The sequence below is a fragment of the Roseisalinus antarcticus genome (genome assembly GCF_900172355.1).
In the GTDB taxonomy this organism is placed as follows: domain Bacteria; phylum Pseudomonadota; class Alphaproteobacteria; order Rhodobacterales; family Rhodobacteraceae; genus Oceanicola; species Oceanicola antarcticus_A.
This window is the reverse complement of sequence record NZ_FWFZ01000006.1, coordinates 167,992-190,947: the sequence shown is the minus strand read 5'-3', so window position 1 is coordinate 190,947 and position 22,956 is coordinate 167,992. Positions and strand designations below refer to the sequence as shown.

Annotated in this window: 21 protein-coding genes and 2 tRNA genes; 10 read left to right on the top strand and 13 right to left on the bottom strand. The window is 68.0% G+C overall.

Going from position 1 to position 22,956, the window contains the following annotated elements; genetic code table 11:
- Positions 1–67: 67 nt before the first annotated feature.
- Positions 68–2,455, bottom strand: a complete 2,388-nt coding sequence (locus ROA7023_RS08005; RefSeq protein WP_085878492.1) for an ATP-dependent helicase — start codon at positions 2,453–2,455, stop codon at positions 68–70.
- 142 nt (positions 2,456–2,597) lie between these two features.
- On the opposite strand from ROA7023_RS08005, the gene ROA7023_RS08000 reads away from it, so the two are divergent.
- Positions 2,598–2,999 (top strand): hypothetical protein, encoded by a 402-nt coding sequence (locus tag ROA7023_RS08000; protein WP_085878491.1) that lies wholly within the window; start codon positions 2,598–2,600, stop codon positions 2,997–2,999.
- 12 nt (positions 3,000–3,011) lie between these two features.
- Here the strand turns inward: ROA7023_RS08000 and ROA7023_RS07995 are convergent, their stop codons facing one another.
- Positions 3,012–3,413 carry a hypothetical protein gene (locus tag ROA7023_RS07995; RefSeq protein ID WP_085878490.1) on the bottom strand — a complete coding sequence of 134 codons (402 nt, stop codon included), beginning with the start codon at positions 3,411–3,413 and terminating at the stop codon, positions 3,012–3,014.
- A 162-nt stretch (positions 3,414–3,575) separates the two neighbouring features.
- On the opposite strand from ROA7023_RS07995, the gene pyc reads away from it, so the two are divergent.
- The 3 genes from pyc (at position 3,576) to ROA7023_RS07980 (ending at position 8,032) form a co-directional block, all read left to right on the top strand.
- The gene (pyc, locus tag ROA7023_RS07990; RefSeq protein ID WP_085878489.1) at positions 3,576–7,019 is read left to right on the top strand and encodes a pyruvate carboxylase; all 3,444 of its coding nucleotides are present in this window, start codon (positions 3,576–3,578) and stop codon (positions 7,017–7,019) included.
- A gap of 114 nt (positions 7,020–7,133) precedes the next feature.
- Positions 7,134–7,877: a TerC family protein gene (locus tag ROA7023_RS07985; protein WP_085878488.1), complete on the top strand. Its 744-nt coding sequence runs from the start codon at positions 7,134–7,136 to the stop codon at positions 7,875–7,877.
- An 80-nt stretch (positions 7,878–7,957) separates the two neighbouring features.
- Positions 7,958–8,032, top strand: a tRNA-Gly gene (locus ROA7023_RS07980).
- 49 nt (positions 8,033–8,081) lie between these two features.
- Here ROA7023_RS07980 and ROA7023_RS07975 read toward each other — a convergent pair.
- Positions 8,082–9,839 carry a Hint domain-containing protein gene (locus tag ROA7023_RS07975; RefSeq protein ID WP_085878487.1) on the bottom strand — a complete coding sequence of 586 codons (1,758 nt, stop codon included), beginning with the start codon at positions 9,837–9,839 and terminating at the stop codon, positions 8,082–8,084.
- A 241-nt stretch (positions 9,840–10,080) separates the two neighbouring features.
- Between ROA7023_RS07975 and hisB the strand changes: the two genes are divergently transcribed.
- A complete protein-coding gene (hisB, locus tag ROA7023_RS07970) occupies positions 10,081–10,668 on the top strand; it encodes an imidazoleglycerol-phosphate dehydratase HisB (protein ID WP_085878486.1) in 588 nt (195 codons plus the stop codon).
- Entirely contained in the window at positions 10,665–11,303 is a 639-nt protein-coding gene (gene hisH / locus ROA7023_RS07965; protein ID WP_085878485.1) for an imidazole glycerol phosphate synthase subunit HisH, read from the top strand. Before hisB ends, hisH begins: the two co-directional genes overlap by 4 nt.
- Before the next feature lie 15 nt (positions 11,304–11,318).
- Here hisH and ROA7023_RS07960 read toward each other — a convergent pair whose 3' ends face one another.
- Positions 11,319–11,879 carry a TetR/AcrR family transcriptional regulator gene (locus ROA7023_RS07960; protein ID WP_159458463.1) on the bottom strand — a complete coding sequence of 187 codons (561 nt, stop codon included), beginning with the start codon at positions 11,877–11,879 and terminating at the stop codon, positions 11,319–11,321.
- A gap of 172 nt (positions 11,880–12,051) precedes the next feature.
- Here ROA7023_RS07960 and hisA point away from each other — a divergent pair, with 172 nt between their 5' ends.
- The 3 genes from hisA to ROA7023_RS07945 all read left to right on the top strand — a co-directional run bounded on the left by hisA (position 12,052) and on the right by ROA7023_RS07945 (position 13,967).
- Positions 12,052–12,771: a 1-(5-phosphoribosyl)-5-[(5-phosphoribosylamino)methylideneamino]imidazole-4-carboxamide isomerase gene (hisA, locus tag ROA7023_RS07955; RefSeq protein ID WP_085878483.1), complete on the top strand. Its 720-nt coding sequence runs from the start codon at positions 12,052–12,054 to the stop codon at positions 12,769–12,771.
- A gap of 84 nt (positions 12,772–12,855) precedes the next feature.
- On the top strand, positions 12,856–13,641 hold the full coding sequence (gene hisF, locus ROA7023_RS07950) for an imidazole glycerol phosphate synthase subunit HisF (RefSeq protein WP_085878482.1): 786 nt from the start codon (positions 12,856–12,858) through the stop codon (positions 13,639–13,641).
- Complete coding sequence (locus tag ROA7023_RS07945) at positions 13,638–13,967, top strand: phosphoribosyl-ATP diphosphatase (RefSeq protein WP_085878481.1); 330 nt, start codon at positions 13,638–13,640, stop codon at positions 13,965–13,967. Before hisF ends, ROA7023_RS07945 begins: the two co-directional genes overlap by 4 nt.
- Here the strand turns inward: ROA7023_RS07945 and ROA7023_RS07940 are convergent.
- The 5 genes from ROA7023_RS07940 to rlmB all read right to left on the bottom strand — a co-directional run bounded on the left by ROA7023_RS07940 (position 13,964) and on the right by rlmB (position 16,217).
- A complete protein-coding gene (locus ROA7023_RS07940; RefSeq protein WP_085878480.1) occupies positions 13,964–14,389 on the bottom strand; it encodes a CoA-binding protein in 426 nt (141 codons plus the stop codon). The two genes, ROA7023_RS07945 and ROA7023_RS07940, sit on opposite strands and share 4 nt — an antisense overlap.
- A gap of 174 nt (positions 14,390–14,563) precedes the next feature.
- Positions 14,564–14,857 (bottom strand): YHS domain-containing (seleno)protein, encoded by a 294-nt coding sequence (locus ROA7023_RS07935; RefSeq protein WP_234992093.1) that lies wholly within the window; start codon positions 14,855–14,857, stop codon positions 14,564–14,566.
- Positions 14,854–15,006: a hypothetical protein gene (locus ROA7023_RS25020; RefSeq protein ID WP_234992092.1), complete on the bottom strand. Its 153-nt coding sequence runs from the start codon at positions 15,004–15,006 to the stop codon at positions 14,854–14,856. Before ROA7023_RS25020 ends, ROA7023_RS07935 begins: the two co-directional genes overlap by 4 nt.
- 116 nt (positions 15,007–15,122) lie before the next feature.
- Positions 15,123–15,428: a hypothetical protein gene (locus ROA7023_RS07930; RefSeq protein WP_085878479.1), complete on the bottom strand. Its 306-nt coding sequence runs from the start codon at positions 15,426–15,428 to the stop codon at positions 15,123–15,125.
- Positions 15,429–15,437: 9 nt separating this feature from the next.
- Positions 15,438–16,217 (bottom strand): 23S rRNA (guanosine(2251)-2'-O)-methyltransferase RlmB, encoded by a 780-nt coding sequence (gene rlmB, locus ROA7023_RS07925; protein WP_085878478.1) that lies wholly within the window; start codon positions 16,215–16,217, stop codon positions 15,438–15,440.
- 193 nt (positions 16,218–16,410) lie between these two features.
- Here rlmB and ROA7023_RS24390 point away from each other — a divergent pair.
- Positions 16,411–16,494 (top strand) — tRNA-Tyr (locus tag ROA7023_RS24390).
- A gap of 108 nt (positions 16,495–16,602) precedes the next feature.
- Here ROA7023_RS24390 and ROA7023_RS07920 read toward each other — a convergent pair.
- Genes ROA7023_RS07920 through ROA7023_RS07905 form a run of 4 tightly spaced genes read right to left on the bottom strand, consistent with a single transcriptional unit; the run spans position 16,603 to position 22,948 of the window.
- On the bottom strand, positions 16,603–18,588 hold the full coding sequence (locus ROA7023_RS07920; protein ID WP_085878477.1) for a preprotein translocase subunit SecA: 1,986 nt from the start codon (positions 18,586–18,588) through the stop codon (positions 16,603–16,605).
- The gene (locus tag ROA7023_RS07915; RefSeq protein ID WP_085878476.1) at positions 18,581–20,731 is read right to left on the bottom strand and encodes a PqqD family peptide modification chaperone; all 2,151 of its coding nucleotides are present in this window, start codon (positions 20,729–20,731) and stop codon (positions 18,581–18,583) included. The genes ROA7023_RS07920 and ROA7023_RS07915 overlap by 8 nt, the downstream gene beginning before the upstream one ends.
- Before the next feature lies 1 nt (position 20,732).
- Positions 20,733–22,604 carry a GAF domain-containing protein gene (locus ROA7023_RS07910; protein WP_085878475.1) on the bottom strand — a complete coding sequence of 624 codons (1,872 nt, stop codon included), beginning with the start codon at positions 22,602–22,604 and terminating at the stop codon, positions 20,733–20,735.
- 14 nt (positions 22,605–22,618) lie between these two features.
- Complete coding sequence (locus ROA7023_RS07905; RefSeq protein ID WP_085878474.1) at positions 22,619–22,948, bottom strand: DUF3467 domain-containing protein; 330 nt, start codon at positions 22,946–22,948, stop codon at positions 22,619–22,621.
- Positions 22,949–22,956: the final 8 nt, after the last annotated feature.

Sequence of the window (22,956 nt, the reverse complement as noted above, 5' to 3'; positions counted from 1 at the left end):
GAGGCCGGGCAAGACCTGTGCGCCGAAGGCGCTCAATCAGATCGGGCCGGTCACGCAGCGAACGAGCTCAGAACGGTATGTCGTCGGCCTGGGCCGCGGCGACCACGAACCGCGCCACGACCTTCTTCGATCCGGCCTTGTCGAAGGCGATGTCGAGCTTGTCGCCCTCGATCCCCTGAACCGCTCCATAGCCGAACTTCTTGTGGAACACCCGGTCCCCCTCGGCGAAGGCCGACACCGCCTCCAGGTCGATGGTCACGTTGCGCTGTTCGCGCGGTTGCGCCATGCCGCGCTGCTGCGAGCGTGATTGCAGCCGCCGCCAGCCCGGCGAATTGTAGACATTCGCATCGGCCGCCTTCTGGTGCAGATCCGAGCCAGCCATCCCTTGCAGGACCGGCGAGGCCGCCGCCATGCCCGCAGCCCCGTAGCCACCGCCGTACAGGCCCGGCGGCGTCAGAACGTCCACATGGGTCTCGGGCAATTCGTCGATGAACCGCGAGGGCAGCGCCGATTGCCACTGGCCATAGACCCGCCGGTTCGCGGCGAACGAAATCGTGCACAGCCGCTCGGCCCGGGTGATGCCGACATAGGCAAGCCGCCGCTCTTCCTCGAGGCCCTTCAGCCCGCTCTCGTCCATCGAGCGCTGGGACGGGAACAGCCCGTCCTCCCAACCCGGCAGGAACACCGCCGGAAACTCCAGCCCCTTGGCCGCATGCAGCGTCATGATAGAGACCTTGGCTTCGGATTCCTCGGTCTCGTTGTCCATGATCAGGGCGACGTGTTCCAGGAACCCCTGCAGATTGTCGAAGTTTTCCAGCGCCTTGACCAGTTCCTTGAGGTTCTCCAGCCGTCCCGGCGCCTCGGGTGTCTTGTCGGCCTGCCACATGCCGGTATAACCGCTCTCGTCGAGGATCATCTCGGCCAGTTCGACATGGGTGTCGGCCTCGTCGCGGACCTGCGCGTGCCAGCGGTCGAGCCCCTGGACCAGCAGCGCCAGCTCCTTGCCGCCCTTGCCCTTTATCAACCCGGACGAGACGCACAGCCGCGCCCCGTCCACCAGGCCCAGCCCGTTCGACCGGGCGGCCTTCTGGATCGTCTGCACCGCCTTGTCGCCAAGCCCGCGCTTGGGCGTGTTCACGATCCGCTCGAACGCCAGGTCGTCGTCCAGCGACACCGCGAGCCGGAAATAGGCCATCGCGTCGCGGACCTCCATCCGCTCGTAGAACCGTGGGCCACCGATCACCCGGTATGGCAGGCCGATGGTCAGGAACCTGTCCTCGAACGCCCGCATCTGGTGCGAGGCCCGCACCAGGATCGCCATGTCATCGAGCGACATCGCGTCCAGCCCGCGGGTGCCGCGCTGCATCGCCTCGATTTCCTCACCGATCCAGCGGGCCTCCTCCTCGCCGTCCCAATGGCCGATCAGGCGGACCTTCTCGCCGTCGGCGCCCTGGGTGTAGAGTGTTTTGCCCAGCCGGCCCTTGTTGGCCTCGATCACCCCCGAGGCAGCGGCCAGGATATGCGCCGTCGAGCGGTAGTTCTGTTCCAGACGGACGACCGTCGCGCCTGGAAAATCCTTTTCGAACCGCAGGATATTGCCCACCTCGGCTCCGCGCCAGCCATAGATCGACTGGTCGTCGTCGCCCACGCAGCAGATGTTCCTGTGCCCGCCGGCCAGCAGCCTCAGCCAGAGATATTGCGCGACGTTGGTGTCCTGATACTCGTCCACCAGCACAAATTTGAACCACCGCTGGTATTGCGCCAGAACATCTTCGTGCTTCTGGAAGATCGTCACCACATGCAGCAGCAGATCGCCGAAATCGACGGCGTTCAGCTCCTTCAGGCGGGTCTGGTATTGCTGATAGAGCGCCACCCCGCGCCGGTCGAAGGCGCCCGCCTCGGCGGCGGGCACATTCTCGGGCGTCCAGGCGCGATTCTTCCAGTTGTCGATGATGCCGGCGAGCATCCGCGCGGGCCAGCGCTTGTCGTCGATGTCCGCGGCCGCAATCAACTGCTTCATCAGGCGGACCTGGTCGTCGCTGTCCAGGATGGTGAAGTTCGACTTCAACCCCGCAAGTTCCGCATGACGGCGCAGGAGCTTGACGCAGATCGAATGGAACGTGCCGAGCCAGGGCATCCCCTCCACCGTCTCTCCCAGCATCCTGCCGATGCGTGTCTTCATTTCGCGCGCGGCCTTGTTGGTGAAGGTCACCGCCAGGATCTCGTTCGGCCGCGCCCTGCCCTGGGACATCAGGTGGACGATCCGCGCCGTCAGCGCCTTGGTCTTGCCCGTCCCCGCCCCGGCAAGCATCAGGACGGGGCCGTCCAGCGCCTCGACCGCCTGGCGCTGCGCCGGGTTCAGATCGTCGAGATAGGGCGCGGGCCGCGCCGCCATGGCGCGCTGCGACAGTGGAACGGCGCCTTCGAAGGCGTCTTCTTCGGAATAGCTGCTCATGGATGGGAGACTAGCCCAGACTGCCGCGGCAGAAAAGGTCTGTTCACGATCCGTTCCGGACACCTGCCCGGATCGTGTTTTTCCTCGCCCAAACCGCGGCTTCGCGGCTAGGTTCACCGAAACTGAAAGGAACCGAAGCCCCATGATTCGTCTTGCCGCCGCCTGCCTCACCCTCCTTGCCGCCCCTGCCGGCGCCGAGTCGGTCGCCTTCGTCCAGGCCCCCGAACAAGCAAGCGGCATCCGCTTTGCGGAGGATATCGAGACGGCGATCGACGGCGCCATGGAGGAATGCGTCGCGGGCGGGGCCTATGCCGAGGATTGCGAGGTCACGACAGCCTGCGCCTTTGCCGGGTGGTCAATCGACATCTTCGCCCAGCACGAGCAAGGCAACCATTGGCACGAAAGCTTCTGCGGCCTGCCCGAAGAGGCGGTCGCCATCGACGTGGCCGCCAAGATTTGCGACGCCGAGGCCCGCCCCTGGCTCATCGAATGCGCCCTTGTGCAGGTCTGGGCGCCGGACGGCACCCCGCAGATGGAATGGTGACCGGCCCGACAGTCAGTTGACCGCGGCCGTCTCCACCTGGCGAAACAGGGTGGAGCGGTTCTGCCGGAACGGCTCTGTCATCTGCCAGCGGATCAGGAAATCCTCGGTCACGGTCATATAGGACACCCCCGTCATCCGGGCCACGGTCTCGATCTGGTATTGCACGTTTTCTTCAAAGCCGTTGGTGTCGATGATCACGATCATCGGCAGCTTGCCGGTCAGGTTTGCGGAAAATAGCGCCTGGTGCAGGCTGTCGTTGCTCGAGCGCTTGTCGTCGAACCCGACCTCGACCACGTGGCTGTCCGTCTCGCAATCCACCCGGATGTGATGCCGTCGGTCCACGACGTCGAAATAATGGCGCTGCTCGACCTCACCCCCGAGGATGAGCGAACACAGGATCGCCGCAAGTTCCATCTCTGTCGCCATTAACGGAGGTTAACATTTCGTTAACGCCGGGCAAGTGTGCAGATGCGGAAATAAACTCCGTTAGCGATATCGTCCGGCATCAACAGCCGTTTACCCCGCCCGGGAACCGCCTTACAAAATTCTGCAACTGCGAAGACATGGAGACCGTAGATGCCCGAGTTCCAGAAGATCCTCATCGCCAATCGCGGCGAGATCGCGATCCGCGTCATGCGGGCGGCCAACGAGATGGGCAAGCGCACCGTCGCGGTCTATGCCGAAGAGGACAAGCTGGGCCTGCACCGGTTCAAGGCCGACGAGGCCTACCGCATCGGCGAGGGGATGGGGCCGGTCGCGGCCTATCTCTCGATCGAGGAGATCATCCGCGTCGCCAAGGAATGCGGCGCCGACGCGATCCACCCCGGCTACGGCCTGCTGTCCGAGAACCCCGAATTCGTAGACGCCTGCTGGGACAACGGCATCGCCTTCATCGGCCCGACCGCGGACACGATGCGCAAGCTGGGCGACAAGGCCAGCGCCCGGCGCGTGGCGATCGAGGCCGGCGTGCCCGTGATCCCCGCGACCGAAGTGCTGGGCGAGGACATGAAGGCGATCAAGGCGGAGGCCAAGGAGATCGGCTATCCCTTGATGCTGAAGGCGTCCTGGGGCGGCGGCGGCCGGGGGATGCGCCCGATCGAGAACGAGGGCGAGCTGGAAGAGAAGGTCCGCGAGGGCCGGCGCGAGGCCGAGGCCGCCTTCGGCAACGGCGAGGGCTACCTCGAAAAGATGATCATCCGCGCCCGGCACGTCGAGGTCCAGATCCTCGGCGACAAGGAGGGCAACATCTATCACCTGTGGGAGCGGGATTGCTCGGTCCAGCGCCGCAACCAGAAAGTGGTGGAACGCGCCCCGGCCCCCTACCTGTCGGAGGTGCAGCGCGAACAGATCTGCAACCTCGGCAAGAAGATCTGCCAGCACGTGAATTACGAATGCGCCGGCACGGTCGAGTTCCTGATGGATATGGAGACGGGCGAATTCTACTTCATCGAGGTGAACCCCCGCGTGCAGGTCGAGCACACCGTGACCGAAGAGGTCACCGGCATCGACATCGTCCGCGCCCAGATCCTGATCGCCGAGGGCAAGAGCCTGGTGGAGGCCACGGGCTGCGCCTCTCAATACGATGTGGAGCTGTCGGGCCATGCCCTGCAATGCCGGGTCACGACCGAGGACCCGACCAACAACTTCATCCCCGATTACGGCCGGATCCAGACCTATCGCTCGGCCACCGGCATGGGCATCCGGCTGGATGGCGGCACCGCCTATTCCGGCGCCGTCATCACCCGGTTCTACGATTCCCTGCTGACCAAGGTCACCGCCTGGGCACCCACGCCCGAGGCCGCGATCAAGCGGATGGACCGCGCCCTGCGCGAATTCCGGATCCGCGGGGTCAGCACCAACATCGATTTCGTCATCAACCTGCTGAAGCACCCGATATTCCTCAACAACGAATATTCCACCAAGTTCATCGACACCACGCCGGAGCTTTTCGATTTCAAGGCCCGGCGGGATCGGGCGACCAAGATCCTGACCTATGTCGCCGACATCACCGTCAACGGCCACCCCGAGACCGAGGGCCGCGTGCGCCCTGCCGACGACATCAAGGAGCCGGTCGCGCCCAGGCCCCAAACCAAGGACCTGGCCCGCGGCACCCGCGACATCCTCGACGCCGACGGGCCCAAGGCCGTGGCCCAGTGGATGCTGGACCAGAAACGCCTGCTGATCACCGACACCACCATGCGCGACGGGCACCAGTCGCTGCTGGCCACCCGGATGCGGTCGATCGACATGGTGCGCGTGGCGCCGACCTATGCGGCGAACATGTCGGGCCTGTTCTCGGTGGAATGCTGGGGCGGCGCGACCTTCGACGTGGCCTACCGCTTCCTGCAGGAATGCCCCTGGCAGCGCCTGCGCGACATCCGGGCCAAGATGCCCAACATCCTGACGCAGATGCTGCTGCGCGCCTCGAACGGCGTGGGCTACACCAACTACCCCGACAATGTGGTGCAGTTCTTCGTCAAGCAGGCGGCCACATCGGGCGTCGATGTCTTCCGCGTCTTCGACAGCCTGAACTGGGTCGAGAACATGCGCGTCGCTATGGACGCGGTGCAGGACGCCGGCAAGGTCTGCGAGGGCACGATCTGCTATACCGGGGACATCTTCGACCCGGACCGCGCGAAGTACGACCTGAAATACTACGTCACCATGGCCAAGGACCTGGAGGCCGCGGGCGCCCATGTCCTCGGGCTCAAGGACATGGCCGGCCTGCTGAAACCGGCGCAGGCCACGGCGCTGGTGAAGGCGCTGAAGGACGAGGTCTCGATCCCGGTCCACTTCCACACCCATGACACGTCCGGGGCGGCGATCGCGACCATCGTTGCGGCCTCTGCCGCGGGGGTCGATTGCGTGGACGCGGCGATGGACGCGCTGTCGGGCAACACCTCGCAGCCCACACTGGGCTCGATCGTCGAGGCACTGCGGTTCCAGGACCGCGACACCGGGCTAGACATCGCCGCGATCCGCGAGATTTCCAACTATTGGGAATCCGTCCGCGCCCATTACGCGGCCTTCGAATCCGGCCAGCAGGCGCCGGCGTCCGAGGTCTATCTGCACGAGATGCCCGGCGGGCAGTTCACCAACCTCAAGGCGCAGGCGCGCAGCCTCGGGCTCGAGGAGAAATGGCACGAGGTCGCCCAGACCTATGCCGACGTGAACCAGATGTTCGGCGATATCGTGAAGGTCACGCCGTCGTCCAAGGTGGTCGGCGACATGGCCCTGATGATGGTGTCGCAGGGCCTGACCCGCGCCCAGGTCGAGGATCCGGATGTCGATGTGTCGTTCCCCGACTCGGTCGTCGACATGATGAAGGGCAGCCTCGGCCAGCCCCCCGGCGGCTGGCCCAAGGCGATCCAGAAGAAGATCCTGAAAGGCGAGAAGCCCAGCACGGCCCGCCCCGGCAAGCAGCTGCCCCCGACCGATCTGGAAGCGACCCGCGCCCAGATCAAGGACGAGCTGGAGATCGAGATCGACGACGAGGATCTGAACGGATATCTCATGTATCCCAAGGTCTTCAGCGATTATGCCAAGCGGCACGAGACCTATGGACCGGTCCGCACCCTGCCCACCTCCACCTTTTTCTACGGCATGTCCCCGGGCGACGAGATCGCGGCCGAGATCGACCCCGGCAAGACGCTGGAGATCCGGCTCTCGGCCGTGGGCGAGACCAATGAAGAGGGCGAGGTCCGCGTGTTCTTCGAGCTCAACGGTCAGCCGCGCACGATCCGCGTGCCCAACCGCAAGGTCGCGGCCGAGACGGTCAAGCGCCCCAAGGCAGAGCTCGGCAACCCGGCCCACATGGGGGCGCCGATGCCCGGGGTCGTGGCCTCCGTCGCGGCGAAGGCCGGGGCCAAGGTGAAGGAAGGCGACCTGCTGCTGACCATCGAGGCGATGAAGATGGAAACCGGCCTGCATGCCGAACGCGCCGCGACGGTCAAGGCCGTCCATGTCTCGGCGGGCTCGCAGATCGACGCCAAGGACTTGCTGATCGAGTTCGAGGACTGACGCGCCCCCGGGGGCGCCCGCCGTCCCCGCCGATATTGCGGTCAAAGGCCCCTGCCCCCTTTTGTCGGGGCGGGCCCGGCTTATGTGCCGGGGTAACCCTTTTTGGATCGCCCCATGTTCGACCTGCTCGCCGACCCCGCCGTCTGGGCCTCTTTCCTGACGCTGACCGTTCTGGAGATCGTCCTTGGCGTGGACAACGTCATCTTCATCTCGATCGCCGCCGCCCGGTTGCCGCCGGAGCAGCGGGCGCGGGCGCGGGTCATCGGCCTCGCCGGGGCGTTGGTGCTGCGCGTCGCACTGCTGTTCTCGATCACCTGGATCATCGGCCTGTCCGAACCCTTCGTGACGCTCATGGGATGGGCGGCCTCGTGGCGCGACGTGATCCTGATCGCGGGCGGGCTGTTCCTGATCTACAAGGCCGCGACCGAGATCTTCGAGGAGGTCGAGGGCGACGACCTGCACACGACGCCAGAAAAGGTCATCGCTGCCGGATTCGTGTCCGTCATCTTGCAGATCATGCTGCTGGACCTGGTCTTTTCCCTCGACAGCGTGATCACCGCCGTGGGCATCGCCGACCATGTGGAGGTGATGATCGCCGCCGTCGTCCTGGCCATCGGCGTGATGATGATCGCCGCCGCCCCGATCGCCGCCTTCGTCGAGGCGCATCCCTCAACCAAGATGCTGGCGCTGGCCTTCCTGGTAATGGTCGGCATGGCGCTGATCGCCGACGGGGCCCATTTCCACGTGGAGCGCGGCTTCATCTATGCCGCCATGGTCTTTGCCGGCGCGGTCGAGGCGCTCAACCTCTGGCGTCAGCGCAAGGGCCGCGGGCGCCCGGCCAAGGCCAGAGAGGCTTGACGCGGCGTGCGGGCAAGACCGTGCATTTTTCCTCTTGCAGCGGGCGCCAAGTCTTTATATCCCCCGCTCACCGAACGGATGCGGGTGTAGCTCAGGGGTAGAGCATTACCTTGCCAAGGTAAGGGTCGTGAGTTCGAATCTCATCACCCGCTCCAGTTCGGATTTCCCGCAGATTTCCCGCAAATTTCCCACCCAGGGCCAAGGTCACGCCAGCGCGGCGCTCAGGACCTGGCCTTCGCGATAGGTCAACACGGTCCGCGCCGTGCCGCCATAGGCCGCCGGCGAGCCCTCGAGCTCGGGGAAAAGCTCGAACAGCTCGTCCCGGCAAGCGATGGAGAGGCTGTCGAGGCCGGTCAGCCCGGGGTGAAAGCTTTCGGACGGTGCGCCTTCGGCCAGCACGATCTCGTGGCGGTCGAAGAGCATGTGGAAATACTGGACGAACCCGCACTCCCGCGCCCGGATCGTGCGGTCGTTGACCAGGGCCTTGGCCGGGCAGAGCAGTTCCTCCGCCCCGAAAAGCAACTCCGCCTGCCAGCCGGTGACCAGCATCCGGTGCTGAGGCGAGACCACCAGCGGCCGGGCATTGCAGAGCGCACCGGTTTCGAATCGGATCGGCGCAAGGTGGCCATGGGCCGGGACGGTCGTGCTTGCGATCCAGCGGATCGGCTGCGACCGCCCATCCCGGGTGCAGACCAGGTCGCCCTTGTCCAGATCCTCGATCGGCCGGTCGCCCAGGGGCGTGCGGATCAGGGTGCCCCGCGCGAAACAGACGACCTGGATGTTCTCCCAGTCCCGGATGCTGACGCTGTTCCAGGTCAGGTGATAGTTCGTGCCCGAGTCCGCGACCCACTGGTCGCCGTCGAAGACATAGCCCTCGTTGGCCAGCATCGTCTCGAACCCGGCGCGGTCCGTCGGGCTGATCGCAAGCCGCAGCGTGTCGTCGTTGGTCGTGTCGCCGTCGCCGCCATCGTGGCTCACCCCGTCGATGATCGTCGGTACGGAGCCGTCGATAAAGCCGATGTTGAGGTAATCCGCGCCGTTGCCGCCGTAGAAATCGGTGAACCTGGCGAAGTCTCCGATCTCGAAGGTGTCGTTGCCGTCGCCGCCGTCGATCCCGCCGTCGATGACGATATTGTCGCCGATGGTGACGGTATCGGCCCCGGCGCCCGCCAGCAGGTCGCCGGTGATCGTGTTCCCGTCGCCGATGGTCAGGCTGTCCGCGCCGGCGCCCGCGCTCAGGTCGCCGTTGATGGTGTTGCCGTCGCCGATGGTGACCGCATCGGGACTGTTGCCTGTGTCGATGCCCTTGGCGAAGACGTTGTTGCTGCCGATGGTCAGCGTGTCGGCGCCATCGCCCAGGCTGACCTTGCCGTAGCTGCCGCCGTCGCCGATGGTCAGCGTGTCGGCGCCCTTGTCCAGGCTGATGTCGCCGGTCACCGTGACCCTGTCGCCCAGGGCGATATCGTCGGTGCCGCCGCCCCCGGTGATGCGCCCGAGAATGGAGCTTCCGGAGCCGAGGTCCACGTCGCTGGACCCGAGCCCGCTTCCCAGACTGAGGTCGCCGTCGATGGTGGCATCCTGCCCCAGCAGGATCGTGTCGGCCCCAACGGAGGAGCCGCTCACCGGGCCGATCCGGCCGGCATCGCCGACCGTCAGGTCGAGCCCCGAGGAATACCGGGCGGCCACCTCGATGCCGCTCGCGTCGATCCCGGGCGCCACCTCGAAGGTGCCCGTCACGCCGGCCTTCAGCTCCACCGTGTAGGCAGAGAGCGGCGCCGCGTCGAAATGGATCGCGATGGTGTCAATGCCCCCGCCGACCCTGTTCTCGAAGGTGACGTCGTCGTCGGCCGCGTCGGTGAAGTAATAGACGTCCCCGGAGCTGACCTCGACCGTCTGGCCGGCGCGCAATTCGTCCGCCGCCGGGCTTGGGTCGTTTCTGGCTACGAAATAGTAGATCGGCATTCTCTGCAGTCCTCGAGTCGTTGCGCGTCGAACACCACCATTTTCGGAAAACTTTACTGATAGGCCCGAATGCCCCAAGCAATCGTCAACAATGGGGCCAAAGCGCGGCCATTGGTGGCCATTCGCGAACCGCGCGGACGCGATCCGTCGAGTCACGGCGACAGGCGCGTGTCGCGCGGGGTGCTTTTCATGACCGGGTCGCCTGCCTATAAGCGCGGCAACGCAACCCCCGGAGACGCCGATGCGACGCGCGACCATTTCCAGACAGACGTCCGAGACGACGATCGAGGTCACGCTCGATCTCGACGGCACCGGTGCCTACGACAACCAGACCGGCGTGGGGTTCTTCGACCACATGCTGGACCAGCTCTCGCGCCATTCACTGATCGACATGACGATACGGGCCAGTGGCGACCTGCATATCGACGACCATCACACGGTCGAGGATACCGGCATCGCGCTTGGCCAGGCCCTGCGCGAGGCGCTGGGGGACAAGCGCGGCATCCGCCGCTACGGCGATTGCACCCTGGCGATGGACGACGCCCAGGTGCGCTGCGCCCTCGACCTCTCCGCACGGCCCTACCTGATCTGCAACCTCGCGCTGCCCTCTGCCAAGATCGGCAGCTTCGACACCGAGCTCGTGCGCGAGTTCTTCCAGGCGTTCTCGACCCACGGCGGCATCACCCTGCACGTCGACCAGGTGCACGGGTTCAACAGCCACCACATCGCCGAGGCCGCCTTCAAGGCGGTGGCGCGGGCCCTGCGCACGGCCGTGGAGCCCGATCCGCGCAAGGCGGACGCGATCCCGTCGACCAAGGGGGCGCTGTGACCACCGCGCTGATCGACTTCGACAGCGGCAACCTGCACTCCGCCCAGAAGGCGTTCGAGCGTATGGCCGCCGAGACCGATGCCGGAGAGATCGTCGTGACGGCCGATCCCGAGGTGGTGCGCGGCGCTGACAGGTTGGTGCTGCCGGGCGACGGGGCCTTTCCCGCCTGCAGGGCCGCGCTGCTGGCCCATGAGGGGCTGGCCGAGGCCCTGACGGACGCCGTCATGCGCGACGGCCGGCCGCTTCTGGGGATCTGCGTCGGCATGCAGATGCTGGCCACGACGGGCCATGAATACGAGCAAACGCCCGGTTTCGGCTGGATCCCCGGCGCCATCCGGCGCATCGCGCCCGCCGATCCCGGCCTCAAGGTGCCGCACATGGGCTGGAACGATCTTGTCCTGGATCGCCCTCACCCCGTGCTGGACGGGCTCGCGTCGGGCGATCACGCCTATTTCGTCCATTCCTACCAGATGGAAGTGGACGACCCGGCGCACCGGCTGGCCCATGCCGACTACGGCGCCGAAATCACCGCCATTGTCGCCCGCGATACCGTGATCGGCACCCAGTTCCACCCCGAGAAGAGCCAGGCGACCGGCCTGCGCCTGATCGCCAACTTCCTGCGCTGGACGCCCTGAGCTTCAGGCCACGGGTCAGGCCACGGCGCGGTTTTCCAGCACCGGCGCCACCAGCACGTTGAGCCGCTCCTCCAGCTCCGACGCAAGGGGGCCGGAGGGGTCGTGCAGCCAATCCTCCAGCACCGCGAGAATCCCGTCGGCGGCGAATCGCATGGCGTCCTGCCGGGGCGCGGCCCCACGCCCGCACAGCTCGGCCCCCAGAAGCTCCGCCACGCGATCGGAGATTTTGCGCCGCAGCTGCCGCTGGCCGGAGGGGCCCAGGACTTCGCGATAGAGGGCACGCGCACTTTTCATGTGCCATGCCAGCCAGGTCACCGTCGCCAGCCGTCCCGAACGGGCCGAGAGCGCCGCGATATCCTGCTCTGCATTTGCCAGGCGCTGGTCGATCAGCAGGTCCAGCAGCGCGGGCTTGCCCGCGAAATGCGCGTAGAACGACGACCGGGCAAGATCGGCGCGATCCGACAGTGACTGGACCGAGGCCCCGGCCCAGCACCCTTCCTCGAGCACCGATTGAGCAGCCTGCGCCAGTCGCGCCCGGGTTCTGCGGACACGACGGTCCAATACTTCCTGTGGCATTCTGCCCTCCTGCAACCAAACGACCGATCCAGCATAGCGGCCACGATATTGATGTTTGGTTAACGGGGTCCGGTCATCCTGCGGAAATCCCGCCGGGCCCGGGCAGCGTCGCCGCGCGTTGACCCCCGCCCCGTCCCGTGCCTTAACGCGGCAAATCAAGACGGAGTGCCAGATGATCCTGTATCCCGCCATCGACCTCAAGGACGGTCAGGCCGTCCGCCTGCTGCGCGGCGAAATGGAGGCCGCGACGGTCTTCAACGACGACCCCGCCGCCCAGGCCGCGGCCTTCGTGGCCTCGGGGGCCGAATGGATCCACCTCGTCGACCTGAACGGCGCCTTCGCCGGCACCCCGGTCAACGCCGCCCCGGTCGAGGCCATCCTGAAGGCGATCGACGTGCCCGCCCAGCTGGGCGGCGGCATCCGCGACATGGCCACGATCGAACGTTGGCTGGACAAGGGTCTGGCCCGGGTCATCCTGGGCACGACGGCTGTCGAGAACCCGACACTTGTCCGCGAGGCGGCGAGGGCCTTTCCCGGACAGGTGGCCGTCGGGCTCGATGCGCGCAACGGGCTGGTCGCCACCAAGGGCTGGGCAGAGGAGACGACCCTCAAGGTCACCGACCTCGCCCGCACGTTCGAGGACGCGGGCATCGCCGCCATCATCTATACCGACATCGACCGCGACGGCGCCATGGGCGGCCCCAACATCCAGGCGACCGAGGCGCTGGCCCGCGCCGTGTCGATCCCGGTGATCGCCTCGGGCGGCGTGTCCTCGCTGGACGACCTGGCGCGGCTGAAGGCGACGGGGGTGATCGCGGGCGCGATCTCGGGCCGTGCGCTCTATGACGGGGCGGTCGACCTGGCCCAGGCGCTGGCGCTGATGCGGGGCTGACCGCCCGCCGCACCCACGCGCCGCAAGAAACTCCCGCCCGCTTCCCTCTGGCCAAGGGGCAAGCGCGTGTCGTAAGACCCCCCCATGCTGAAGACCCGCATCATCCCCTGCCTCGACGTGGCCGACGGCCGCGTGGTCAAGGGCGTGATCTTCCTCGACCTGCGCGATGCCGGCGACCCGGTCGAACAGGCCCGGATCTATGACGCCGCCGGCGCGGACGAGCTCTGTTTCCTCGACATCCACGCCACCCACGAGAACCGTGGCACGATGTACGACCTGGCCACCCGCACGGCCGAGCAATGCTTCATGCCGCTGACCATCGGCGGCGGGGTCCGCACCGTGCAGGATGTGCGCAACCTGCTGCTCGCCGGCGCCGACAAGGTCAGCTTCAACTCCGCCGCCGTCGCCAATCCGGACGTGCTGACCGAGGCCGCGTTGCATTTCGGCAGCCAGTGCATCGTCTGCGCCATCGACGCCAAGACCGTCGAGCCGGGGAACCCCGCGACCGGCACCCCGCCCCGGTGGGAGATCTTCACCCACGGCGGCCGCAAGCCCACCGGCATCGACGCGGTGGACTTCGCCGTGACCGCCGCCAGCAAGGGCGCCGGAGAGATCCTGCTGACCTCGATGGACCGCGACGGCACCAAGGCCGGGTTCAACCTGGCCCTGACCCGCGCCATCACCGACGCGGTCGACATTCCCGTCATCGCAAGCGGCGGGGTGGGAACGCTCGACCACCTGGTGGAGGGAGTGACCCTCGGCGGCGCGTCGGCCGTCCTCGCCGCCTCGATCTTTCACTTCGGCACCTACACCCTGGCCGAGGCAAAGGCGCACATGGCCGCCGCCGGCATACCGATGAGGATGACATGAGCCTGCACCGCCTGGCCGAGACCATCGCCGACCGCAAGTCCGCCGACCCCGAGAGCAGCTGGACCGCCCGCCTGCTGTCGAAGGGCCCCGAGAAATGCGCCGAGAAGTTCGGCGAAGAGGCCGTCGAGGCGATCATCGAAGCGGTCAAGGGCGACCGGGCGCGGCTGGTCTCAGAGGCGGCAGACGCGCTCTACCACCTGCTGGTGATGTGCGCGGCAAGGGACGTGGCGCTGGAAGACATCGAGGCGGAGCTCGCCCGGCGAGAGGCCTGCGGGGGACTGAGCGAGAAAGCCGCCCGGGGCGGCGCGGAACCGGCCGGCGGCTAGCCCCCCTGCAGCATCAACCGCGCATGTTCGATCCGCGGGCAGCGGTCCTGGATGACCGTGACGCCGCGCTCCCGGGCCCATTCCGCGGTGGCGTCATCGCGCACCCCGAGTTGCAGCCAGAGCGTGGCAAGATCGGGCCATCGCGCCAGGGCCTCCCGCGCGATCTCCGCAACGGCTTCGGACCGGCGAAAGACATCCACCATGTCCACTTGCTCCGGCACCTCGGACAGCTGCCCCCACACCGTCTCGCCCAGCAGGACCTGCCCGGCGAGCCCCGGGTTGACCGGGATTAGCCGCCAGCCCAGCGATTGCAGAAAGGCGGCCACCGCGTGCGAGGGCCGCGCCGGATTGGCCGAGAACCCGACCACGGCCACGGTCTTCGTCCGCTGCAGGACCCGCCGTATCAGATCGTCGCGCTCCATATCGCCCCTCCCCTACTCTCACGGCTCCACAAAAAAGCGCCCTCGGCCGAAAGCCAAGGGCGCAGGTCTGGAACGAGGGACAGTGATTGGAGTACGCGGGTGTTCCGGCCCACGCATCTCATCGGTAGATGGGACCGAAGCGGACATGTTGAAAGCCCCCTCATGACAACGTGATCAGCCCAGGATCGCGGGCCAGTTGGCCATGCCTTTCGCGATATTGCCCGGGATATCCTGCAGCCAAAGCTCCCTCGCCCGAAGCGAGGCGTTGAGATAGAGCCGCCCGTCGTGAACGGTCCAGGCCTCGGGAATGGTGGGTGCGAGATAGCCGCGCGAGGCCGCGTAGGCGCAATAGCCGCCGAAGGCCGGCGCCAGCCGCTCCGGCGCCATCTCGAAGGCCGTCCGCGCCTGGGCGCTGGCGAACCGCCACTCCGCCCCGCGCCAGATCAGCATCGCGTCGCCGCCGGTCACGCCCCGTCGAAATAGGCGACCGGGTCGATCCCGCGGATCGCCACCCCGTCCACGGCAAAGATCTCGGGCTCGGCCGCCCGGGCCGCGGTTGAGAACGCAAGGACCGGAGCGGCGGCGGCGAGGGCAAGCAATCTGCGGCGGTCGATCATGGCGGCGGTCTCCGGCTGCCAAGGTCCATGCCGGCATCATGCCCCGCCCCAGCCCCCGAGATAAGCCGATTTCACTAGGCTGACGCGGTTCTGACCGATGTTACAGCGCCCGGGGCTCAGTCGAAGATATCCTCGACGATATCCCACAATTCGCCGAAGGCCCGCGCCTTGAGGGATTTCTTCTTCGATTTCTTCTTCTTGCCCCGCCACACCTGCCCGCGCGCCGGATGGCCCGGGCGGGGGGGTGTCGCCGCAGGCGCAGTCCGCCGCACGGGCTCCCGGTCGACCGCCTTCAAGCGCTTCATGTCGTGCAGCGGCGCCCCGCAGCTGGCACAGGACAGCTCGTGCCGCTCCGTCCCCCTCAGGACCAGCGCCGCCCGGGTGCCGCAATAGCAGCAGGTCGCAATCTTCTGATCGGCCATGGTCCTCTCTCACACGCTTCGAGAGGCATATAGGGACACTGCCGCCGCATTTGAAACGTTGAGAGAGCCGAATCCGCCCGGATCGCCGATCCGCACCAGTATGTCGCAGGTCTCCTTGGTCTTTTCGCGCAGGCCGGGGCCCTCGGCGCCCAGCACCAGGGCGATCGCCCGGTCGCCCTGCCCCGCGAGCGCCGTGCCGATCTCGGCCTCGGCCTCGCCCTCGAGCCCCACGATCAGATAGCCCATCGCCCGCAGGCTCTCCATCGCCGTGGCCAGGTTCGTGACCCGCAGATAGGGCTGCCGTTCCATCGCGCCGCTCGCGGTCTTGGCCAGCGCCCCGGTCTCGGGCGCCGAATGGCGTTGCACGGCCACGACGGCCCGCGCCCCGAACACCTCGGCCGAGCGCAGGACAGCCCCCACGTTGTGCGGATCCGTCACCCGGTCCAGCAACACCACCCGAGGTGCGCCACGGCCCCCTGTCGTGCAGACCTCGTCCAGCGAGCCCCAATCCATCGGCCGCACTTCCAGCGCCGCCCCCTGGTGAACCGAGGCCGGGTCGATCGGCGCTGCGAACTTGCGCGGATCGCTGATCTCGGGCGCCATCCCCGAGGCCGCCACCGCGTCCTCCAGCCGGTCCAGCGCATTCTTGGTCAGCACCAGCCGCCGCTTCTCGCGGCGCGGGTTCATCAGCGCGTCCCGCACCGCATGCAGCCCGAAAAGCCACAGGGTCTCTTGCGCGGCGGCCCGCTTGGCCCGTTCCTTGTCCACAACCCAGGTCGGTTTTTTCATCGCAACGCCTCCATCATCCTCCTCATGCGCTGACGGGTCCCGAGGCGCAAGGCCACAGCCGGCCCGGCGGCCCCCGGTCCCGGCCACCGCCTTCCCCCGGCACCACCAGGCACCGACCGACCGGCAAGTTGCGCCGGTCGCCGAAAATCGCCTTGACGGGAATTTTCACCCCCGTTATCCCGCACCCTACTTAGGGCGACGGGCTGCAAGGTGCGGCAGCGGACTGTAACTCCGCCGGGGAGACCCACGCCTGGTTCGATTCCAGGGTCGCCCACCACTTTTCCCCCGAAAATACAGGTGCACCGCCCCCCATGGACCAGGTTCCGGGGCGGGATCATGGTGCCGTCGCATGCCGAGGGCGGTCCGGCATCCGCCGAGCGCAGGCTCATTCTCGGACGCCGGCGAAGGCCATGGACTTCTCCAACTGCTTGTCGAGCTCCACCTGTTCGCGGCGCGTGATCGCGTGTTCCCGCTCCGCCCGCGCCTGGGCCCAAAGCCGCATCAGATGGCAGAGCCACGGCGTCCGCACCCGTGCCGCGACCTTTTGCAGGCCAGGGGCGAAACGCACGAACAGCTCGTCGGTCACCGACACCACCGCCTCGGTCGTGCCAGGATCTCCCTGCCGCCCGGCCCGGCCGTAGAGCTGGCGATCGATGCGGCTGCTTTCGTGGAATTCAGTCAGGATGACGTGCAGGCCGCCCAGCTCGCGCACCCCCTGGCCCAGCCCGATATCGGTGCCCCGGCCGGCAATGTTCGTGGCCACCGTGATCGCCCCGCGCGCCCCTGCCTGGGCGACGATCGCGGCCTCTTCGCTGTCTTGCCGCGCGTTCAGTACCCTGTGCGCCAGCCCGGCCTCGTCCAGCACCTGCGACAGCCGCTCGGATGCTTCGACCGAGCGGGTCCCGACCAGCACCGGCCGCCCCCGCGCGTTGACCTGGGCCACGCGGGCGACCACCGCCTTCCAGCGCGCCACGTCGTCGCGACAAAAGCGCGTGCCGACGTGCAGCCGTTGCAACGGGCGGTGGCGCGGCACCCGCACCGTGGTCAACCCGTAGGTCTGGCGGATCTCGCCGGCGAGCTCCATCCCGGTGCCGGTCATCCCCGCCAGCCGCAGGTAGCGGCGGAAGAAGCGCTGATAGGTGATGCTGGCCAGGGTGATCTTGACCCCGGTGACCTCCAGCGCCTCCTTCGCCTCGATCATCTGGTGCAGGCCGCCCTGCCAGGTCCGGTCCGGCATCACCCGGCCGGAATATTCGTCGACGATGCGCACTTCGCCCTCGTCGACGATGTAATCGCGCCCCTTCTCGAAGAAATGCAGCGCCGAGAGCGCCTGGGTGATCAGCTCTTCCCGCGCCAGCCTGACCCGCCACTGGCCGGTCAGACCCTCGGCCGCCTGCCCGATCCGGGCCTTGCCGGCCTCTGTCAGCGTCACGTTGCGCGCCATCTGATCGAGCGTGTAATGCCGCCCCTCGCCCAGCGCCCGGGCGATCCGCAGGCCGGTGGCATAGCGGCCCGCGGCTGCGGCATCGTCGCCGGTGGTCGACAGGATCAGGGGGGTCCGCGCCTCGTCGATGAACACGCTGTCGGCCTCGTCCACGATGGCGAACCCCAGCCCGCGCAGGGTCAGCGCCGCGCTGCCGCCGCCGCCCAGCATGTCGCGCAGGGATTTGCGCGCCGGGCCACGTCGCTGGCCAAGCGCCACCCGGTCGCGCAGATAATCGAAGGTCACGTTCGCATTGCTGACATACGTCAGGTCGGCGCCATGGGCCGCGGCGCGGGCGGAGGGGTCCATCTCGGTCTCGATCACGCCCACGCTGAGGCCGAGCGCCTTGGCCAGGGGGCGGATCTCCTCGGCATCGCGGGCGGCGAGGTAATCGTTGACCGTCACCACGTGCACCGGCTCTCCGCGCAGGGCGGCGGCGATGGCGGCGGGCATGCCCGTCAGGGTCTTGCCCTCGCCGGTAGCCATCTCGACCAGCCGGCCTTCCATAAGCGCCAGCGCCCCCATGATCTGCACCGGATAGGGCCGCTTGCCCAGCTTGCGAAACACCAGTTCCCGCAGCCCCGCCATCAGGTGGATCAACGGCAGGTCGCCCGCCCTGCCGGGCCGCAGCGTATCGCGGGCGAGCCCGTGCGCGCGGGCCACGAGCTCCGACATCTTCAGCCTGGCATAGTCCGGCTCCAGCGCCACGATCCGGGCCGCCTTGCGCCGCAGCCGGCGGCGGTGGAACGGCAGCCGGCTTTCGATCTGGCCGAGCACGCGATCCAGCCAGCGGTCCACCGCATTGTCGATCGGGTCGGCCCGTTCGGCATAGGGCGATTGCGCCCGCTTGACCGGCCCGAACCCCCAGAGGCCCGCGCCGTCAGGCATTGAATCGGTCCAGGAACAGCTGCCGCACCCGCCGCCCGATCTGAAAGCCCAGGGGCTCCATCCCCAGATCGAAGCGCACATGCACGCGGGTGCCATAGCCGGTGTCGGCCAGGGCGTCGGGCACCGCGAGGTCATAGAGGAACACCGGCTCCGTCGTCTCCAGCCCCTTCTCGTCCGTGGGCGCGGTCAGAAATCGCCCCCCGCCGCCAGATCCCAGCACCGCGCTCGGCAGGGTGGTCGAGGCCTGGGGCACCGTGCGCAGCACCTGCGTTTGCAGCCGTTGCTCCAGCCGGCCGGCCAGGCGCACTTCGACCCCGCGCAGCCGCTCGCGCACCAGGGCGATGTCGGCCTGCGGCACGGCCACGCGCAGGACCTCGGGGCGCGGCGGCAGGACATAGCCGATCAGGTCGCCCTCGGCGAAAAAGCGGCCCAGGATGTCGCCCTCGGGCGATACCGGCTCGAACCGGCCGGCCAGGGGGGCGCGGACGGTCATGTCGGCCACCCGCGCCAACTCGCGCGAAAGCTCTCCGCGGGCCTCCTCCAGCTCAAGCCGGGCGAGCTCGGCGCCGCCGCGATCGCGGATCTGCAGCACCGACAGCCGGCGCTCGTATTCGATGTTGCGCCAGCGCAGGGCGTCGATCCGGGCGTCCTGGGTGGGCGCCTCCAGCGCGGCCAGCGGGGCGCCGGCCGCGACCTCGGCCCCCCGCGCCACGTCGAAGCCCTGCAGGAATCCCGGCGCCCGGGCGCGGACATGGGCGGCCTCCGGCAGCCAGACCACGCCTTCGGTATCGGTCCGCAGCGGCAGGGGCAGCGCCAGCAGGATCAGCGCGACAAGGCCCATGCCGCCGAAGGTCCAGGCCTTGGCCCGGCTGCGCACCTTGCGCAGGGACGGAGAGGTCAGCACGTGGCGGATGTGCTTGAACATCGGCTTGACCACCGCGTTGAACACGCTCCACGCCGCGATCAGGATACCGATGAAGTAATACTTTCCGGCCACGAAGAGCGCGATCCCGATCATCACCACCAGCCGGTAGACCAGGGCCGCGGGCGCGTAGAGGGTGAACCAGACCTTCTCGCCCCAGGTCGCCGAGGGCGCCTTGAGCTGGCGGGCGCGGAACAGCCGCTTCTGGATGAGATAGCCCCAGTAACGATTTGCCCTGGTTCCGAAATTCGGGCTCTCGATCAGGTCGGACATGACGTAATAGCCGTCAAACTTCAGCAGCGGGTTGCCGTTCACCACCAGCGTGGACAGCCCGCCGATGGCAATGAGGTTGAAGCAGACCGCCCGCAGGAAGCCGGGCTCCAACTCCACCCAGACCAGAACGGCGAGCGCGGCCACGAAGGTCTCGACCATGATGCCGCCGGCGCTGACGGCGGCGCGGTGCCACTTGTTGCGGAACGCGGCCGCCGCCGAGGCATCGACATAGGGCACCGGGAAGAACACCAGGAACATGATCCCCATCTCGCGCACATCGCCCCCGCGCACCTTGGTCAGATAGCCGTGGGCAAGCTCGTGCAGCGCCTTGAGCAGCGGGTAGCTGACGATGGAGATCATCAGGTTCTGGGCACCCAACAGCTGATCGGTGAAATTGGTGGTCAGCGCCTCGTAGTTCTGCAGGCCCACCAGACCGCCCCAGGCGACCACCACGGCCCAGAGGATCAGGCCCCACCAGCCGGTCAGAAGCCGCACCACGGGCAGCGTCCGCGTCAGGAACCTGTCGGGATCCCAGAGCGGCACCCGCACCGAGACCGGGTTCGACAGGTTCTGCTTCCAGACCTCGGTCGCCTTCTTGCGGTAGCGCTCCAGCAGGTCGGCCACGTCGGGGTTGGACGCATGCTGGATCAGGTCGTTCTGGTGCAGGGTCGCCAGCAGCTGGATCACCTCGTCCTGGCTGGGCGCGTCGGCGTCATAGGTCTCGGCCAGATCGTTCCAGATCCGGTCGATGGTGGTCTGTCCGTCGAACCGGCCCATGACCATGTAGGCCGCCGGCGTGAACCGGTGCACCCGGCCCGAGGAATGGTCCTGCAGCACATACCAGGGCTGCCCGCGATAGCGGTGGCGGTGCACGGTGACATGGCTGCGCAGGCGCGGCGTCAGGCCGGATACGCGATACCAGATGCGCGACAGGAACGCCTCGGCCATGTCAGGGCTGCCAGTTCCAGATCGTCTGCCGCAGCCAGTCGCGCAGCCGCCGCGTCCAGCTCCAGACATAGAGCGCCCGGCCCGCCTCGACCTTGGCGCTGCCTTCCATGCCGGGGCGCAGCTCGGCGATGGGGCCGGTCAGCTCCGCCTCGGCAAGGAAGGTGTTGGCGCCTTCGCGGGTCTCCGACACCGGGGTGATCCGGGTGATCCGGAAGCCGCGCCCGTCATCGGGGCGGCTTTTCAGGATCAGCTGGCCCTCCATCCCTTCGGTCACGAACCGCAGGTCGCGCTCGTCCAGGAAGACCTCGACCCGGTAGCTGTCGAGCGGCGCGATCTCGAACAGGACCTCGCCCTGCTGCACCGGTGCGCCCAGCCGCTGGCTGAGGTCGCCCGAGACGATGAGCCCGTCGAACGGCGCACGGATCTCGGTCCGGGCAAGCTGCGCGTCGACCAGCGCCTTCTGGGCGCGGGCCTGACGCACCTGGGCCTCGAGATAGGCGACCTCTTCGCGCGCGCCCTCGGCCAGCGCCGAGCGCGATTGCGCCACCAGCCGGTCGATCTCGGAGGTCCAGCGCAGCTCTTCCAGGCGCAGGTCGCGATCGTCCAGCCGCGCGAGCAGGTCGCCCGCGGCCACCGGATCGCCCGCCCGCATCGGCGCCTCGGCGATGAAGCCCTGGGAAGGCGCGACCGCCGCCCGCTGCACCTCGCCGCGCAGCACCGCCTCGGCGGAGATGCGGAACGGGCCGCGCACCGTGGCCGCCGCGACCGCCAGCGCGATCAGGCCCACCGCCAGCAGCTTCCAGCTGAGCCGCCGGGGGCCCAGCACGACGCCCAGCGCATGGCCCAGCTTCTCGACCAGCCGGCCGCCGATCCAGCGCCGGTTGCGGCGCTTGAGCTCCAGCACCGGCCCGATCAGGGCGGCGACGCTCTGGGCGATGCGCAATTCGCGGTCGTCGAAGGCCGCGCCCTCGCGCCGTTCGACGGTCAGCACGCCCACGGTCCGCGCCTCGTCCTGCATCGGGACCGACAGGATGTGGCTGGTCTGGCTGCCGCGCACGTGGTCGCCATGGGCGATGGAGACCGCCCGCGCCAGCGTCTCGGTCGGCGGATAGGCCACCGCGGCGCCCTGGTCGAGCACCTCGTCCATGGCGTTCTCCAGCCCCTCGACCAGCGAGGAGCGGCGCTTGAACCAGGCGGAATAGGACATGGCAAGCAGCCGGACACGCGGACTGGACCGGCCCCGCACCATCCCGATGGAGACCTGGTCGCAGGCCAGGATCGACTGCAGCTCGTTGACCAGCGCCATGGCGGCGGCCTCGGGGCGGCGATGCTCGTTGACCAGTGCCAGCAGGTCGAGCGCGATGCCCGCCCGTTCGACCCGCTGCGCCTCGGTCTCGGCGCGGCCCTCCCAGTGCCGGGCGGTGATCCAGCCCGAGGCCCAGTGGATCTCGCGGATCGCGGCCTGCAGGCCCGCAGGGGTGGCGTCGCGCAGCTCCAGCACCACCAGCCCGGTGACCGTGCCGTCATTGGCCCGCACGGGCACGGCGACGTGGCCCAGCCCGTCCTCGCCGGTCGCGGTGGCGGCGCGGCCCGTGTTGGCGCATTTCTCGGTGATCGGGCGCAGCGAGGCCAGGTCGCGACGGACGTCGGGGGCCGCGGCCACGGGCATCAGGCGCCCGGTGGCGGCGTCAGGCTCCAGCACCACCGCGAAGGCGGCGTTGGGGATCTTGCCCAGCAGCACCGCCAGCCAGGTGGCCAGAAAGGCCCTCTCGCCGCCCGCGTTCATGAACGCGGCCCAGGCGCTGCCCGTGAGGCCCACGACCTCGGCGGCCTCGGCGTCGGCGGGGGATGGGGCGCCGCGGGACAGAGTCATGGTCCGTCCCTGCCCTAGCCTTCAAGCTTGCCGTAGCGCGTCTCGTGCTCTTCGATCAGGCGGTTCATCATGTCGCGCATCCGCTTGGCCGCGTGGGGCGACATCACGATGCGGTGGTGCAGATGCACCTCGAGCTTGTCGCGCCCGAGATCCCAGTTCTCGTTCACGCCGAAGTTGACGACCACTTCCTCGCGGGTGCTCGAGCCGTTGCAGACGTTGCAATAGCTGCTCTTGAGCTGCGAGGTGTCGAACGAGACCTTGTTGGGCGGCACCGCCCCGGGCGTGGTTGCCGCCTGCGGTCCCGTCTCCTGTTTCTTGCCGTTCTGTGTGCCTGGCTTGGCCATACCGTACC

Coding starts and splice junctions, on each gene's coding strand:
- ROA7023_RS25020 (WP_234992092.1), bottom strand. CDS start 15,006: ATGATCGACCGCCGCAGATTGCTTGCCCTCGCCGCCGCCGCTCCGGTC.
- ROA7023_RS07975 (WP_085878487.1), bottom strand. CDS start 9,839: ATGCCGATCTACTATTTCGTAGCCAGAAACGACCCAAGCCCGGCGGCG.
- ROA7023_RS07910 (WP_085878475.1), bottom strand. CDS start 22,604: ATGACTCTGTCCCGCGGCGCCCCATCCCCCGCCGACGCCGAGGCCGCC.
- rlmB (WP_085878478.1), bottom strand. CDS start 16,217: ATGAAAAAACCGACCTGGGTTGTGGACAAGGAACGGGCCAAGCGGGCC.
- hisA (WP_085878483.1), top strand. CDS start 12,052: ATGATCCTGTATCCCGCCATCGACCTCAAGGACGGTCAGGCCGTCCGC.
- ROA7023_RS07960 (WP_159458463.1), bottom strand. CDS start 11,879: ATGCCACAGGAAGTATTGGACCGTCGTGTCCGCAGAACCCGGGCGCGA.
- hisF (WP_085878482.1), top strand. CDS start 12,856: ATGCTGAAGACCCGCATCATCCCCTGCCTCGACGTGGCCGACGGCCGC.
- ROA7023_RS07905 (WP_085878474.1), bottom strand. CDS start 22,948: ATGGCCAAGCCAGGCACACAGAACGGCAAGAAACAGGAGACGGGACCG.
- ROA7023_RS07985 (WP_085878488.1), top strand. CDS start 7,134: ATGTTCGACCTGCTCGCCGACCCCGCCGTCTGGGCCTCTTTCCTGACG.
- ROA7023_RS07945 (WP_085878481.1), top strand. CDS start 13,638: ATGAGCCTGCACCGCCTGGCCGAGACCATCGCCGACCGCAAGTCCGCC.
- ROA7023_RS08000 (WP_085878491.1), top strand. CDS start 2,598: ATGATTCGTCTTGCCGCCGCCTGCCTCACCCTCCTTGCCGCCCCTGCC.
- ROA7023_RS07915 (WP_085878476.1), bottom strand. CDS start 20,731: ATGGCCGAGGCGTTCCTGTCGCGCATCTGGTATCGCGTATCCGGCCTG.
- hisB (WP_085878486.1), top strand. CDS start 10,081: ATGCGACGCGCGACCATTTCCAGACAGACGTCCGAGACGACGATCGAG.
- ROA7023_RS08005 (WP_085878492.1), bottom strand. CDS start 2,455: ATGAGCAGCTATTCCGAAGAAGACGCCTTCGAAGGCGCCGTTCCACTG.
- ROA7023_RS07930 (WP_085878479.1), bottom strand. CDS start 15,428: ATGGCCGATCAGAAGATTGCGACCTGCTGCTATTGCGGCACCCGGGCG.
- ROA7023_RS07995 (WP_085878490.1), bottom strand. CDS start 3,413: ATGGAACTTGCGGCGATCCTGTGTTCGCTCATCCTCGGGGGTGAGGTC.
- ROA7023_RS07920 (WP_085878477.1), bottom strand. CDS start 18,588: ATGCCTGACGGCGCGGGCCTCTGGGGGTTCGGGCCGGTCAAGCGGGCG.
- ROA7023_RS07940 (WP_085878480.1), bottom strand. CDS start 14,389: ATGGAGCGCGACGATCTGATACGGCGGGTCCTGCAGCGGACGAAGACC.
- pyc (WP_085878489.1), top strand. CDS start 3,576: ATGCCCGAGTTCCAGAAGATCCTCATCGCCAATCGCGGCGAGATCGCG.